At 61.0% G+C, this 13109-nt stretch carries 12 protein-coding genes; 10 read left to right on the plus strand and 2 right to left on the minus strand.

Going from position 1 to position 13109, the window contains the following annotated elements:
• Positions 1-53 precede the first annotated feature (53 nt).
• The 3 genes from fadI to sixA all read left to right on the plus strand — a co-directional run bounded on the left by fadI (position 54) and on the right by sixA (position 4171).
• Positions 54-1364, plus strand: a complete 1311-nt coding sequence (gene fadI, locus C1Y42_RS06350) for an acetyl-CoA C-acyltransferase FadI (RefSeq protein WP_021509153.1) — start codon at positions 54-56, stop codon at positions 1362-1364.
• Positions 1364-3493: a fatty acid oxidation complex subunit alpha FadJ gene (gene fadJ, locus C1Y42_RS06355; RefSeq protein ID WP_104093053.1), complete on the plus strand. Its 2130-nt coding sequence runs from the start codon at positions 1364-1366 to the stop codon at positions 3491-3493. Before fadI ends, fadJ begins: the two co-directional genes overlap by 1 nt.
• Before the next feature lie 195 nt (positions 3494-3688).
• Positions 3689-4171, plus strand: coding sequence for a phosphohistidine phosphatase SixA (gene sixA / locus C1Y42_RS06360; protein ID WP_021509155.1), 483 nt, complete (start codon positions 3689-3691; stop codon positions 4169-4171).
• Between the two features lie 168 nt (positions 4172-4339).
• On the opposite strand, the gene smrB is transcribed toward sixA, so the two are convergent.
• On the minus strand, positions 4340-4888 hold the full coding sequence (gene smrB, locus C1Y42_RS06365) for an endonuclease SmrB (RefSeq protein ID WP_021509156.1): 549 nt from the start codon (positions 4886-4888) through the stop codon (positions 4340-4342).
• A 153-nt stretch (positions 4889-5041) separates the two neighbouring features.
• Here smrB and prmB point away from each other — a divergent pair, with 153 nt between their 5' ends.
• From prmB to C1Y42_RS06395, 6 genes are all read left to right on the plus strand, one after another.
• On the plus strand, positions 5042-5974 hold the full coding sequence (prmB, locus tag C1Y42_RS06370) for a 50S ribosomal protein L3 N(5)-glutamine methyltransferase (RefSeq protein WP_104093054.1): 933 nt from the start codon (positions 5042-5044) through the stop codon (positions 5972-5974).
• 46 nt (positions 5975-6020) lie between these two features.
• Complete coding sequence (gene aroC, locus C1Y42_RS06375) at positions 6021-7106, plus strand: chorismate synthase (RefSeq protein ID WP_058758410.1); 1086 nt, start codon at positions 6021-6023, stop codon at positions 7104-7106.
• An 8-nt stretch (positions 7107-7114) separates the two neighbouring features.
• On the plus strand, positions 7115-7939 hold the full coding sequence (mepA, locus tag C1Y42_RS06380) for a penicillin-insensitive murein endopeptidase (protein ID WP_104093249.1): 825 nt from the start codon (positions 7115-7117) through the stop codon (positions 7937-7939).
• Between the two features lie 9 nt (positions 7940-7948).
• Positions 7949-8746, plus strand: coding sequence for a sulfite exporter TauE/SafE family protein (locus tag C1Y42_RS06385; RefSeq protein ID WP_058758411.1), 798 nt, complete (start codon positions 7949-7951; stop codon positions 8744-8746).
• A gap of 66 nt (positions 8747-8812) precedes the next feature.
• The gene (locus C1Y42_RS06390) at positions 8813-9358 is read left to right on the plus strand and encodes an elongation factor P hydroxylase (RefSeq protein ID WP_021509161.1); all 546 of its coding nucleotides are present in this window, start codon (positions 8813-8815) and stop codon (positions 9356-9358) included.
• 33 nt (positions 9359-9391) lie between these two features.
• A complete protein-coding gene (locus C1Y42_RS06395; RefSeq protein WP_010617478.1) occupies positions 9392-9673 on the plus strand; it encodes a YfcL family protein in 282 nt (93 codons plus the stop codon).
• 29 nt (positions 9674-9702) lie between these two features.
• Here C1Y42_RS06395 and mnmC read toward each other — a convergent pair whose 3' ends face one another.
• Positions 9703-11715, minus strand: a complete 2013-nt coding sequence (gene mnmC, locus C1Y42_RS06400) for a bifunctional tRNA (5-methylaminomethyl-2-thiouridine)(34)-methyltransferase MnmD/FAD-dependent 5-carboxymethylaminomethyl-2-thiouridine(34) oxidoreductase MnmC (RefSeq protein WP_104093055.1) — start codon at positions 11713-11715, stop codon at positions 9703-9705.
• A 155-nt stretch (positions 11716-11870) separates the two neighbouring features.
• On the opposite strand from mnmC, the gene fabB reads away from it, so the two are divergent.
• Positions 11871-13091, plus strand: a complete 1221-nt coding sequence (gene fabB, locus C1Y42_RS06405) for a beta-ketoacyl-ACP synthase I (RefSeq protein ID WP_021509164.1) — start codon at positions 11871-11873, stop codon at positions 13089-13091.
• Positions 13092-13109: the final 18 nt, after the last annotated feature.

The raw sequence follows: 13109 nt of genomic DNA on the forward strand, positions 1-13109 counted from the left end.
AGGTCAGACCTGTTGGGCAATGATGCTCAGGTCGTAAATTACAGGTGAGTGCAATGAGCAAAGCGCAGCCGCTGCTGACGCGTCAGGGCGAACGTATCGCCATTACCCACGGATTACGCACCCCGTTTGCCCGCCAGGCAAGCGACTTTCATGGCATTCCGGCGCTGGAGCTGGGGCGCATGGTGGTCAGCGAATTAATGGCGCGCAGCGAATTGCCGGTGGAGGTGATCGATCAGCTGGTGTTCGGCCAGGTGGTGCAGATGCCGGAAGCCCCCAACATCGCGCGTGAAATCGTGCTGAGCAGCGGACTGAGCGTGCACACCGATGCCTACAGCGTGAGCCGCGCCTGCGCCACCAGCTTTCAGGCGGTGGCCAACGTGGCGGAAAGCCTGATGGCCGGGACCATTGATGCAGGTATTGCCGGTGGCGCCGACTCCTCCTCGGTGCTGCCGATTGGCGTCAGCAAAACGCTGGCGCGCGCGCTGGTTGACCTCAACAAAGCCCGCACCCTGAGCAAAAAATTACACATCTTACGCCGCCTGCGCCCACGCGATCTGTTGCCGGTGCCGCCGGCAGTGGCGGAATACTCCACCGGTTTACGCATGGGCGACACCGCCGAGCAGATGGCCAAAACGCACGGTATTACGCGTGAGCAGCAGGACGCGCTGGCGCTGCGCTCGCACCAGCGTGCAGCGCAGGCCTGGCAATCCGGCGTGCTGGCACAGGAAGTGATGCCGGCGTTTGTGCCGCCGTGGAAAGCACCGATTGAGCAGGACAACAACATTCGCTTTAACGCCAGTGCGGCGGATTATGCAAAGCTGCGTCCGGCGTTTGACCGTCGCCACGGCTCGGTCACCGCGGCCAACAGCACGCCGCTGACCGATGGCGCGGCGGCGCTGATTCTGATGCGCGAAGGGCGCGCGCGCGAGCTGGGCATTACACCGCTCGGTTACCTGCGCAGCTATGCGTTTGCCGCGATTGATGTCTGGCAGGACATGTTGCTCGGACCGGCTTACGCATCACCGCTGGCGCTGGATCGCGCCGGCATTACCCTCGGCGATCTGACGCTGATCGACATGCATGAAGCCTTTGCCGCGCAGACGCTGGCCAACCTCAGGCTGTTTAACGATGAACGCTTTGCGCGCGAGGTGCTGAAGCGCGATCGCGCGCTGGGCGAAGTCGACGAGACGCGTTTCAACGTGCTGGGCGGTTCCATCGCCTACGGTCATCCGTTCGCCGCCACCGGCGCGCGCATGATCACGCAAACGCTGCATGAGCTGCGGCGGCGCGGCGGCGGCTTAGGGCTGGTGACCGCCTGTGCCGCTGGCGGATTAGGCAGCGCGATGGTTCTGGAGGCCGAATAATGAGTGAATCTGCATTCCATTTACAGATGCGTCCGGATCACGTTGCGGTGATCACCATTGATGTGCCGGGCGAAAAGATGAACACCCTGAAAGCGGAGTTTGTGTCGCAAATCCGCGCGGTGCTGGCGGAGGCGCGCAGCGATGCGCAGCTGGCGGGCATCGTGCTGATTTCGGGCAAACGCGACAACTTCGTCGCCGGTGCGGACATCAGCATGATCGCCAGTTGTGAAACGGCGCAGCAGGCTGAAGCGCTGGCGCGGCAGGGACAGGAAGTGATGGCGGAGATCGCCGCGCTGCCGTTCCCGGTGGTCGCCGCCATTCATGGAGCCTGTCTTGGCGGCGGGCTGGAGCTGGCGCTGGCCTGCGATGCGCGCATCTGCTCGCTGGATGAGAAAACCCGTCTCGGCCTGCCGGAGGTGCAGCTCGGCCTGTTGCCCGGTTCCGGCGGTACCCAGCGGTTGCCGCGTCTGATTGGTGTGCAGCAGGCGCTGCCGCTGATCCTCAGTGGCAAACAGCTGCGCGCTAAGCAGGCGCTAAAGCTTGGCCTGGTGGATGATGCGGTGCCGCAGGCGATTCTGCTGGCAACCGCCGTGGCACGTGTCCATAAAGGAAAGCACGCCACACGCAGCCTGTCGCGCCGCGATCGCCTGCTGCAGGGGCCGCTGGCGCGTCCGCTGCTGTTTACGCTGGCCAAACGCCAGACCGATGGTAAAACCCACGGTAACTATCCGGCCACCGACCGCATTTTGCAGGTGGTGCGCATCGGGCTGGAGCAGGGCAGCGCCGCCGGTCACGCCGCGGAAGCGCGTGCGTTTGGCGAGCTGGCGATGACCGCGCAGTCGGACGCACTGCGCAGCCTGTTTTTTGCGTCCACCGCCCTGAAGAAAGAGCCGATGGCGGATGCGCCGCCGCGCCCGCTGCAGCAGATCGGCGTGCTGGGCGGCGGGTTGATGGGCGGCGGGATTGCCAGCGTCACCGCGCTGAAAGCCGGTCTGCCGGTGCGAATCCGCGATATCAACCTGAACGGCGTTAACCACGCGCTGCAGTACAGCTGGGATTTGCTGAGCAAAAAGGTGAAACGGCGCCAGCTCAAGCCGGCGGAACGCCAGCAGCAGATGGCGCGCATCAGCGGCGGCACCGATTATCAGGGCTTCCGCCAGCGCGATCTGGTGATCGAAGCGGTGTTTGAGGATCTGGCGCTGAAGCAGCAAATGGTGGCCGAGATTGAAGAACACTGTCAGCCGCACACTATCTTTGCGTCGAACACCTCTTCGCTGCCGATTGCGCAGATCGCCGCCGGCGCGCAGCGCCCGGAGAATGTTATCGGCCTGCACTTCTTCAGCCCGGTAGACAAGATGCCGCTGGTTGAGGTAATTCCGCACAGCGGCACGTCGGCGCAGACGCTGGCCACCACGGTGGAACTGGCGCGCCGTCAGGGCAAAACCGCCGTGGTGGTGGCTGACCGTCCCGGCTTTTATGTTAACCGCATTCTCGCGCCCTATATAAATGAAGCCATGCGTTGTCTGCTGGAGGGCGAGCCCATTGAACACATTGATAGCGCACTGGTGAAATTTGGTTTTCCGGTCGGCCCGCTACAATTGCTGGATGAAGTTGGTATTGATGTCGGCAGCAAAATCAGCCCGATTCTCGAACAGGCTTACGGTTCACGCTTCAGCGCGCCGCAGGCGGTGAGCGCTATCCTGGCCGACGATCGCAAAGGGCGCAAAAACCGGAAAGGCTTTTATGATTATCAGCGCACGCGCTGGCCGCGCAAACGTCAGGCCGATGCCAGTCTGTACCGCCTGCTGCAGTTAAAACCCCAGGCGAAACAGAGCGAGCAGCAGATCGCCACGCGCTGCGTGATGCTGATGCTTAACGAGGCGGTACGTTGTCTCGACGAAGCTGTGATCCGCAGCGCCCGCGACGGCGACATCGCGGCAGTGTTTGGCATCGGGTTTCCGCCGTTTCTCGGCGGGCCGTTCCGCTATATTGACCAGCGTGGTGCGGGCGAGATCGTCAATACATTACGTACATTAATGCAGCAATACGGCGAGCGTTTTACGCCCTGTGACGCGTTAGTGGCAATGTCAGAAGGGAAAACGAATTTTTACACTTCTGCACATTCATGAATAGCCGCACGGATTCAGCGGGTTAGAATCGGGGCCGCGCAGTGCCTGGCGCGGCACCATTCTGAGATATGCTTATTTAATAAACAACCGGTTGACTATACTCAAGCCATTGGGGTAAAACACAGCGTTCATTCGCAGAATGAAGCGTCTGGTGCTGTGGTACCCGGCGATATCGACAAACAACAGCGGTGCTTTATGCAAGTTTTTATCATGCGTCACGGCGACGCAGCTCTGGAAGCAGCGAGTGATGCGGTTCGTCCTCTCACCCTGTGTGGCTGCGACGAATCACGTCAGATGGCGAGCTGGCTGAATGGTCAGACGCCGGGAATCGATAAGGTGCTGGTCAGCCCTTATCTGCGCGCCGGGCAAACGCTCGCCACGGTACGTGAAGCGCTGAAACTGCCGGAAGGGCAGGAAGTGCTGCCAGAACTGACGCCAGGCGGCGATCCGGGCATGGTCGCCTGCCATTTACAGGCGCTGGCAGTGCAGGGTGCGCACGCGGTGCTGGTGATTTCGCATCTGCCGCTGGTCGGCTATCTGGTTTCCGAACTCTGCCCGCAGGAAGCACCACCGATGTTCGCCACCTCCGCCATTGCCTGCGTGGAGTTTGATGCCGACGCCTGCGAAGGCAAGCTGGCGTGGCAGGTGAGTCCGGCCAAATTAGCCAAAGCCATGTAATTCCCCGTCATACTTCAGGCCGCAGCTGCGTTAGCTGCGTCAATTCACCCCAGGCACTTCTTCGCATAAGCTCCCGGGGATTCATTCCCTTGCCGCCTTGCTGCAACCTGAATTATTTTGGGGAATAATAGAGATCACTTTATTTCCCACTCGCTGTCCCTTTGCCGGTCAGGGTAATTCCGGCGGCTGCCACTCTTCGACTTCAATCAACACCAGCAGCGCGGCGTCGCCGCCAAACAGTTTGGGTGCCTGGTGAAACGCCATCACGTGCGGATGCTGTGCCAGCCACAGCGGGGTTTGCTGCTTGAGAATGTGCTTGCCATGGCCGGTCATCACGCTGGCACAAAAAATATGCTCGCGGCGGCAGGCGGCAATCAGCGCGCCAAGTTCCTGTTTCGCCTGAAGCTGGGTTAACCCGTGCAGATCGAGAAAAATCTCCGGCGTATAATCGCCACGCCGTAATTTCTTTAGCTCATAGTGGCTGACATCGGCGCGCACGTAGCGCGTTGGTCCGTCACTGGAGAGCAGCGGCTGAAACTCGTCGGAGAAATAATGGCTGTTATCGGCCTGCTCAGACAGCAGCCGCTTCAGCGGCACTTCGCGGCTTTTCACTGCCGGTTTGTGCACGATCGTATCCTGTTTCAGCTGGCGCGTGCCGCTCATTAGCTGGCGGAACAGCGCCTGGTCGTCCTGGCTTAGCGGCGTCTTTTTACTCATGTCTCAGTGAATCATCAGAAATGGCGGGTGTCTGGCCGTTACCTTACCGCTAAGCGTCAACAAATGTCAGCTTTTTCACCTCGCTGCGCTGAATTCTGCCCGGCTTCATGGCACACTATCGGCCGATTGATTTTATGGCCTGCGGAGGGCTACGTGGACAAGATTTTCGTCGATGAGGCAGTGAACGAACTGCACACCATTCAGGATATGCTGCGCTGGGCAGTAAGCCGCTTTTCGGCGGCGGGCATCTGGTACGGCCACGGCACGGACAATCCCTGGGACGAAGCGGTCCAACTGGTGCTGCCGACGCTGTGGCTGCCGCTGGATATTCCGGAAGACATGCGCCACGCGCGTCTGACCGCCAGCGAACGTCACCGCATCGTGGAACGCGTCATCCGTCGCGTTAACGAGCGCATTCCGGTGGCCTACCTCACCAACAAAGCCTGGTTCTGCGGCCATGAATTCTACGTCGATGAGCGCGTGCTGGTGCCGCGTTCACCAATTGGCGAGCTGATCGAAAACCGCTTTGCCGGCCTGATCAACGAAGCGCCACGCCACATTCTCGATATGTGCACCGGCAGCGGCTGTATCGCCATCGCCTGTGCGTACGCCTTCCCGGAAGCGGAAGTGGATGCCGTCGATATCTCCACCGACGCGCTGGCTGTGGCTGAACAGAATATTGAAGAGCACGGTCTGCTGCATCACGTCACGCCGATTCGCGCCGATCTGTTCCGCAATCTGCCGCAGGTTAAATATGACCTGATCGTCACCAACCCGCCGTACGTCGATGCCGAAGACATGGATGACCTGCCGAACGAATATCGCCACGAGCCGGAGCTCGGTCTGGCCGCGGGCAGCGACGGCCTGAAGCTGGTGCGCCGCATCCTGGCCTGCGCGCCGGACTACCTCAGTGAGCAGGGCGTGCTGATTTGCGAAGTCGGTAACAGCATGGTGCACATGATGGAGCAGTATCCGGACGTGCCCTTTACCTGGCTGGAGTTTGATAACGGCGGTGACGGCGTGTTCATGCTGACGCGCGATCAAATCGTCGCGGCGCAGTCGCACTTCTCATTCTATAAAGACTAAAAATCGGGGCGAGTGCTCGCCCGCAACATCGCAACAAGGAACCCCCATGGCCGGAAACAGCATCGGACAACTTTTTCGCGTTACCACCTTTGGCGAGTCGCACGGTATTGCGCTTGGCTGCATTGTTGATGGTGTGCCACCCGGCATCCCGCTGACCGAAGCCGATATTCAGCACGATCTCGACCGCCGTCGTCCCGGCACTTCGCGCTATACCACCCAGCGCCGCGAGCCGGATCAGGTGAAGATTTTGTCCGGCGTGTTTGAAGGCGTCACTACCGGCACCTCCATCGGTCTGCTGATTGAAAACACCGACCAGCGTTCGCAGGATTACAGCGCGATTAAAGATCTGTTCCGTCCTGGCCATGCGGATTACACCTACGAACAAAAATATGGCCTGCGCGACTATCGCGGCGGCGGCCGGTCTTCGGCCCGCGAAACCGCCATGCGCGTGGCGGCCGGTGCCATTGCTAAAAAGTATCTGCAGATGAAGCACGGTATCGTGGTGCGCGGCTATCTGGCGCAGATTGGCGACATCGCCTGCGAGCTGAAAGACTGGAGTATCGTGGAAGATAACCCGTTTTTCTGCCCCGATGCCGACCAACTCGATGCGCTGGACGAACTGATGCGCGCGCTGAAAAAAGAGGGTGACTCCATCGGTGCCAAAGTCACGGTGATGGCCGAAAACGTGCCGCCGGGCCTCGGTGAGCCGGTGTTCGATCGCCTTGACGCCGACCTGGCGCACGCGCTGATGAGCATCAACGCGGTGAAAGGCGTGGAGATCGGTGATGGTTTCGCGGTGATCAACCAGCGCGGCAGTCAGCACCGTGATGAAATCCGCAGCAACGGGTTTCAAAGCAACCATGCCGGCGGCATTCTCGGCGGGATCAGCAGCGGCCAGACCATTAGCGCCAACCTGGCGATGAAGCCCACTTCCAGCATCACCGTGCCGGGCAACACCATCACCCGCGACGGCGCGGAAGTGGAGATGATCACCAAAGGCCGTCACGATCCCTGTGTTGGCATCCGCGCGGTACCGATCGCGGAAGCGATGATGGCGATTGTGCTGATGGATCACCTGCTGCGCCAGCGTGGGCAGAACGCTGACGTTAACAGCAGCGTCCCGCGCTGGTAAGCCGCATGATGCGCCGCCTGCTTCTCTCCCTTGCCGCGCTGCTGTGCAGTGCGGCCAGCCTGGCTGCCACCCCGTGGCAGCAAATCCATCAACCGATTGCCGGCAGCCCGCAGTCCATCGGCAGCTTCGCCAACGGCTGTATCGTCGGGGCGCAGCAGCTGCCGCTCAACTCGCCCAACTATCAGGTGATGCGTCAGGATCAGCGTCGTTATTACGGCCATCCGGACCTGATCGCCTTTATCCAGCGCCTCAGCACCCAGGCGCATCAGCTGCAGCTGGGCCAGGTGCTGATTGGTGATATGGGCATGGCCGCCGGTGGACGTTTTAGCAGCGGCCACGCCAGCCATCAGACCGGTCTCGACGTGGATATCTGGCTGCAGCTGCCGCAGAGCCGCTGGACGGCACAGCAGCTGCTGAAGCCGCAGCCGCTCGATCTGGTTGGGCCGGACGACCGCCAGGTGATTGCGCGGCACTGGCAGCCGCAGATCGACAGCCTGATCAAGCTGGCGGCGAAAGATGAAGACGTCACGCGCATCTTCGTCAATCCGGCGATTAAAAAGCAGCTTTGTGCCGATGCCGGTAGCGATCGTGCGTGGCTCCACAAAGTGCGGCCGTGGTTCGCCCATCGGGCACACATGCACGTGCGCCTGCGCTGTCCGCCGGGCAGCCTGGAGTGTGAAGATCAGGCGCCACCGCCGCCGGGCGATGGCTGCGGCGCAGAGCTGGAGAGCTGGTTCCTGCCGAAGAAGCCGGGCACTACGCCGCCGGTGAAGAAGTCGCCGCCGCCGTTGCCGCCTTCCTGCCAGGCGTTACTTGATAAGCATCTACTGTAGGAACCTGAGATGGATCTGTTTGTTGTCAGCCCGGTAGTGCTTGGCGTGCTGTTTCTGGTCGCGGTGCTGGCGGCCTTTATTGATTCCATCGCCGGCGGTGGCGGTCTGCTGACCGTGCCGTCGCTGCTGGCGGCCGGTCTTTCGCCGGCGCAGGCGCTGGCGACCAACAAGCTGCAATCGGTCGGCGGCTCCTTCTCGGCCAGCCTCTATTTTGTGCGGCGCGGCGCGGTGAAACTGCGCGAGCAGCGGCTGAATATCGCCATGACTTTTCTCGGCGCGATTGGCGGAACGCTGCTGATTCAGCATATTCAGGCTGAGATACTGCGCCAGATACTGCCGCTGCTGCTGATCAGCATCGGGCTATGGTTCCTGCTGATGCCACGTCTCGGCGAGGCCGATCGCGAGCAGCGTCTGCACGGCCTGGCGTTTGCGCTGGTGGGCGGCGGCTGCGTCGGCTTTTACGATGGCTTCTTCGGCCCGGGTGCCGGCTCGTTCTATGCGCTGGCCTTCGTCACGCTTTGCGGCTTCAATCTGGCGAAAGCCACCGCCCACGCCAAAATCCTAAATTTCACCTCTAACTTCGCCAGTCTGCTGTTCTTTATGTTCGGCGGCAAGGTGGTGTGGGGCACCGGCGTGATTATGCTGCTGGGGGCGTTTATTGGCGCACGCCTCGGCGCCAGGCTGGTGCTGAGCCGCGGTCAGAAGCTGATTCGCCCGATGGTGGTGACGGTGTCTGCTGTCATGAGCGCTAAGCTGTTGTGGGACAGCCACGGCAGTGTCATTCTCGCCTGGTTTGCCGCACTGTAATCCGCACTCGTCAAAACCGGCCGCCAGTGCGACAATGGCGGCGGTTTGTTTAAAGATTAAAATATTATGAGTAAAGAGCACCATTATCAGCAGCTGGTGGAGATTTTTGACGGCTGCTTTGCTGACGATTTTCAGACGCGTCTAATTAAAGGCGATGATGAACCTATTTATCTTCCAGCGGATGACACCTCGCCGTGGCACCGCGTGGTATTTGCCCATGGCTTTTACGCCAGCGCGCTGCACGAAATTTCGCACTGGTGCATTGCCGGTGAAGCGCGGCGTAAGCTGGTGGATTTTGGTTACTGGTACTGCCCGGACGGGCGCGATGCGCAAACGCAGGGCCAGTTTGAAGCGGTGGAGATTAAGCCGCAGGCGCTGGAGTGGCTGTTCTGTGTGGCAGCCGGCTTTCCCTTCAACGTCAGCTGTGACAATCTCGACGGCGATTGTGAACCGGATCGCATCGCGTTTCAGCGCAAGGTGCATGCGCAGGTAATGCATTATCTGCAGCACGGCATTCCGGCGCGTCCGGCGCGCTTTATTGATGCGTTAGCCAGCTATTATGGTACGCCTGCACTGACGGCGGCACAGTTTCCGTGGCCGGAAGATCTGTGAGCCGCACTCCGATAAATGAAGGATGATGAGAAGATGATCGTAGAATTCGAGTCCCGCATTCTGGCGCTGATTGACGATATGGTCGAACACGCCAGCGACGACGAACTGTTTGCCAGCGGTTATCTGCGTGGCCATCTGACGCTGGCAGTAGCGGAAATTGAGCAGAGCGGCGAACACACGCCGGAAGCGCTGCAAATTCAGGTCACCAACAGCCTGCAAAACGCCATCGCCGCCGGTGAGCTGTCGCCGCGCGACCAGGCGCTGGTAGTGGGCATGTGGGATAACCTGTTTACCCAGGCGCGCCTCACTGCCTGACTGGCCGGGGCGATCGCTCGCCCCGCGCTTTAGCGTCCTGCCTTTTTCCCTTTCAGCAATTTGCGCACCCAGTAACGGTTGGGATGCAGCGCCGCCAGCGTGCTGCTGTCCAGCGGCTGCGGCTCGCCGCTCATTTGCGCCGCCAGCACTTCTGCCGCCAGCGGTGCGCTGCACAGTCCGCGCGACCCCAGTGCGCCAAGCACGAACAGGCCGGGATGCACCGGCGCTTCCGCAATCTGCTCGCCGCGCGCGCGCTGCGCCGGTAAATCCTCATACTCACTGAGCGTCGCCGCGTAATCCGGCACGCTGCCGCTCATCGGCAGGTGATCGCGCGTGGCGCAGCGCACGCCGCTGCGCGCTTCATCAGCGCTGACGTCAACCTGCGTCGGCCAGCTGACCTGCGGCAGACAGTTAATCAGCCGCTGGCGATTCTCCTGCTGATCGTCGGCGCGGAAAGCGGTTGTCGTTTCACCGCGATGGTAGCTGGCACCGATGCAGTGCGTGGCAAAGTTCGGGTTGACCGGGGTGAGATAGCCGTCGTAACACAGCACGGTGCGCAGCGGGTTCAGCGCCGCGTTGGTCGGCACATGGCTGACCTGACCGGCCACCGCATACACCGGCAGATCGCGGCTTTGCCCGATCGCCTGCAGCGCATGGCCGTTGGCCAGCACCACCTGCTGATGGTTTACCGCAGGCTGTTGGGCGAACTGCAGCGTCCAGCCTGCCTGCTGGCGGACCAGCTGCGTCACGCGATGCAGCCAGTGCATGCGCAGCCCCTGAGTCTGGGCATACTCCAGCAGATTGCTGGTGAGCTGTGACGGCGACAGCCAGCCGCCCTGCGGATAGAAAATGCCGCCGCAGTCGAGATCGACGCCGGCCAGCTGTTGCGCCTGCTGCGGGCTGACGCCGTGCGCCAGCTCGTGCGGCAGATCCATGCTCAGCATCTGCGCGATCTTCTCTGCGCTTTTGGCATCCCAGTCGAGCTGCAGCACGCCGCTCCACTGATGTTCGAACATCACCGGCAGCGCATCATACAGGCGACGGGCAAAGCTGAACGCCGCCGGGAAAAAAGTGGCGAGCGCCGGATCGTGCTGGTTTAGCAGCGGATAGAGCGCGCCCTGACGGTTACCCGATGCGCCGAGCGCCGGGGCGGCATCGGCGCAGTACAGCGTAACCTGCCAGCCACGCCGCAGCAGCGCCAGCGCCAGCACCGCGCTGGCCAAGCCGCCGCCAATCAGCGCCACCTCGCGGCTGGTGGCCTGCGGACGCGCATACCACGGCTGAGCCGCTAGCTGCCCGGGGGCGCTGTCCAGCACGCCGGTCAGCATTTCACGCTTGTGGCCGAAGCCTTTGCGCTTCGCCACGCTGAAGCCGGCCTGCTGTAAGCCCCGCCGCACAAAGCCCGCCGAGGTAAAGGTGGCGAAGGTGCCGCCGGGACGCGCCAGCCGGGCCATGGCGGCGAACAGCGAAGGCGTCCACATCTCCGGGTTTTTCGCCGGCGCGAAGCCATCTAAAAACCACGCGTCAACCTGGCCGTTGAGGCTGTCATCAAAAGTATCAATCAGCGCGTTAATATCACCCAGCCACAGATCCAGCGTCACCTCGCCGCCATTGAACAGCAGGCGCTGACAGCCGGGCAGGGCCAGCGGCCACTGCTGCTGTAACTGTCCGGCCCACGGGGCCAGTTCCGGCCAGTGCGCGTGCGCGCTCACCAGATCGGCGTGGGTCAGCGGGTATTTTTCGCAGCTGATGAAGTGCAGGCGGCGCAAGCCGGCTTGCGGATGGGCGGCGCGGAAGCGATCGAACGCCTGCCACAGGGTAAGAAAGTTGAGTCCGGTGCCAAAACCGCTCTCGGCAACGATGAACAGATCGCGCGGATGTGCGGCAAATCGCTGCGGAAGATGGTTACCGTCGAGGAACACATAGCGCGTCTCCTCCAGTCCGTTGTCGTTGGAGAAATAGACGTCGTCGAACGCTCGGGAAACAGGTGTACCCTGATCGTTCCAGTTTAATTGCGCATGTTCAACCGGGGATAACTTCACGGGAAAGGCTCATTTTTCAGGCAGTGGCGCGATTTTAGCGAGTGGCGTCACATGACGCAAATTTACAAAAGGAAATGGCTGATCGGACTTGTTCGGCGTACAACTGTAAGCTAGAGTGCACGTCAATCCAAAAGAAGTGGAATGAGGACTATTGAATGAAACGTGCAGTGATTACTGGCCTGGGTATCGTTTCCAGTATTGGTAATAACCAGCAGGAAGTGCTGGCTTCCCTGCGTGAAGGCCGTTCCGGAATCACTTTCTCCGAAGAGATGAAAGATGCCGGCATGCGCAGCCATGTATGGGGTAACGTCAAACTGGACACTAACGGGCTCATCGATCGCAAAATCGTGCGTTTCATGAGTGATGCCTCAATCTATGCCTATCTGTCGATGGCAGAAGCAATCAAAGATTCCGGCCTGACGGATGAGCAGTACCAGAACAACCCGCGCGTCGGTCTGATTGCCGGTTCCGGTGGCGGTTCCCCGCGTTATCAGGTGTTCGGTGCCGACGCGATGCGTGGCCCGCGCGGTCTGAAAGGCGTTGGCCCATATGTAGTGACCAAAGCGATGGCGTCCGGCGTCTCTGCCTGCCTGGCCACGCCGTTCAAAATCCACGGCGTCAACTACTCCATCAGCTCGGCGTGCGCGACGTCAGCACACTGCATCGGCAACGCGGTGGAGCAGATTCAGCTGGGCAAACAGGATGTGGTATTTGCTGGCGGCGGCGAAGAGCTGAGCTGGGAAATGGCCTGTGAGTTCGACGCCATGGGCGCGCTCTCGACTAAATACAACGAAACCCCGGAAAAAGCGTCGCGTACTTACGATGCCAGCCGTGACGGTTTCGTGATCGCCGGCGGCGGCGGTATGGTGGTAGTGGAAGAGCTGGAGCATGCGCTGGCGCGTGGTGCCCACATCTACGCTGAGATCGTCGGCTACGGCGCAACCTCTGACGGCGCTGACATGGTGGCACCGTCAGGCGAAGGCGCGGTGCGTTGCATGAAGATGGCGATGCAGGGTCTGGATACGCCAATCGACTACCTCAACACCCACGGCACGTCAACGCCAGTCGGCGACGTGAAAGAGCTGGGCGCGATTCGCGAAGTGTTTGGCGACAACACGCCATACATCTCTGCGACCAAAGCCATGACCGGTCACTCGCTGGGTGCGGCAGGTGTGCAGGAAGCGATTTACACTCTGCTGATGCTGGAGCACAGCTTCATCGCGCCAAGCATTAACGTGGAACAGCTGGATGACGCAGCGAAGGGCATGAACATTGTGACGCAGCCAACCGAAAAAGCGCTGACCACGGTGATGTCCAACAGCTTCGGCTTCGGTGGCACCAACGCCACGCTGACCCTGCGTAAATACCAGGCGTAACGCTTACGCTAATGCTCA

The sequence above is a fragment of the Pantoea sp. ICBG 985 genome (assembly GCF_002928365.1).
GTDB classification, from domain to species: Bacteria; Pseudomonadota; Gammaproteobacteria; order Enterobacterales; family Enterobacteriaceae; genus Pantoea; species Pantoea dispersa.

Coding starts and splice junctions, on each gene's coding strand:
- fadJ (WP_104093053.1), top strand. CDS start 1,364: ATGAGTGAATCTGCATTCCATTTACAGATGCGTCCGGATCACGTTGCG.
- aroC (WP_058758410.1), top strand. CDS start 6,021: ATGGCCGGAAACAGCATCGGACAACTTTTTCGCGTTACCACCTTTGGC.
- C1Y42_RS06395 (WP_010617478.1), top strand. CDS start 9,392: ATGATCGTAGAATTCGAGTCCCGCATTCTGGCGCTGATTGACGATATG.
- smrB (WP_021509156.1), bottom strand. CDS start 4,888: ATGAGTAAAAAGACGCCGCTAAGCCAGGACGACCAGGCGCTGTTCCGC.
- C1Y42_RS06385 (WP_058758411.1), top strand. CDS start 7,949: ATGGATCTGTTTGTTGTCAGCCCGGTAGTGCTTGGCGTGCTGTTTCTG.
- C1Y42_RS06390 (WP_021509161.1), top strand. CDS start 8,813: ATGAGTAAAGAGCACCATTATCAGCAGCTGGTGGAGATTTTTGACGGC.
- mepA (WP_104093249.1), top strand. CDS start 7,115: ATGCGCCGCCTGCTTCTCTCCCTTGCCGCGCTGCTGTGCAGTGCGGCC.
- fabB (WP_021509164.1), top strand. CDS start 11,871: ATGAAACGTGCAGTGATTACTGGCCTGGGTATCGTTTCCAGTATTGGT.
- fadI (WP_021509153.1), top strand. CDS start 54: ATGAGCAAAGCGCAGCCGCTGCTGACGCGTCAGGGCGAACGTATCGCC.
- sixA (WP_021509155.1), top strand. CDS start 3,689: ATGCAAGTTTTTATCATGCGTCACGGCGACGCAGCTCTGGAAGCAGCG.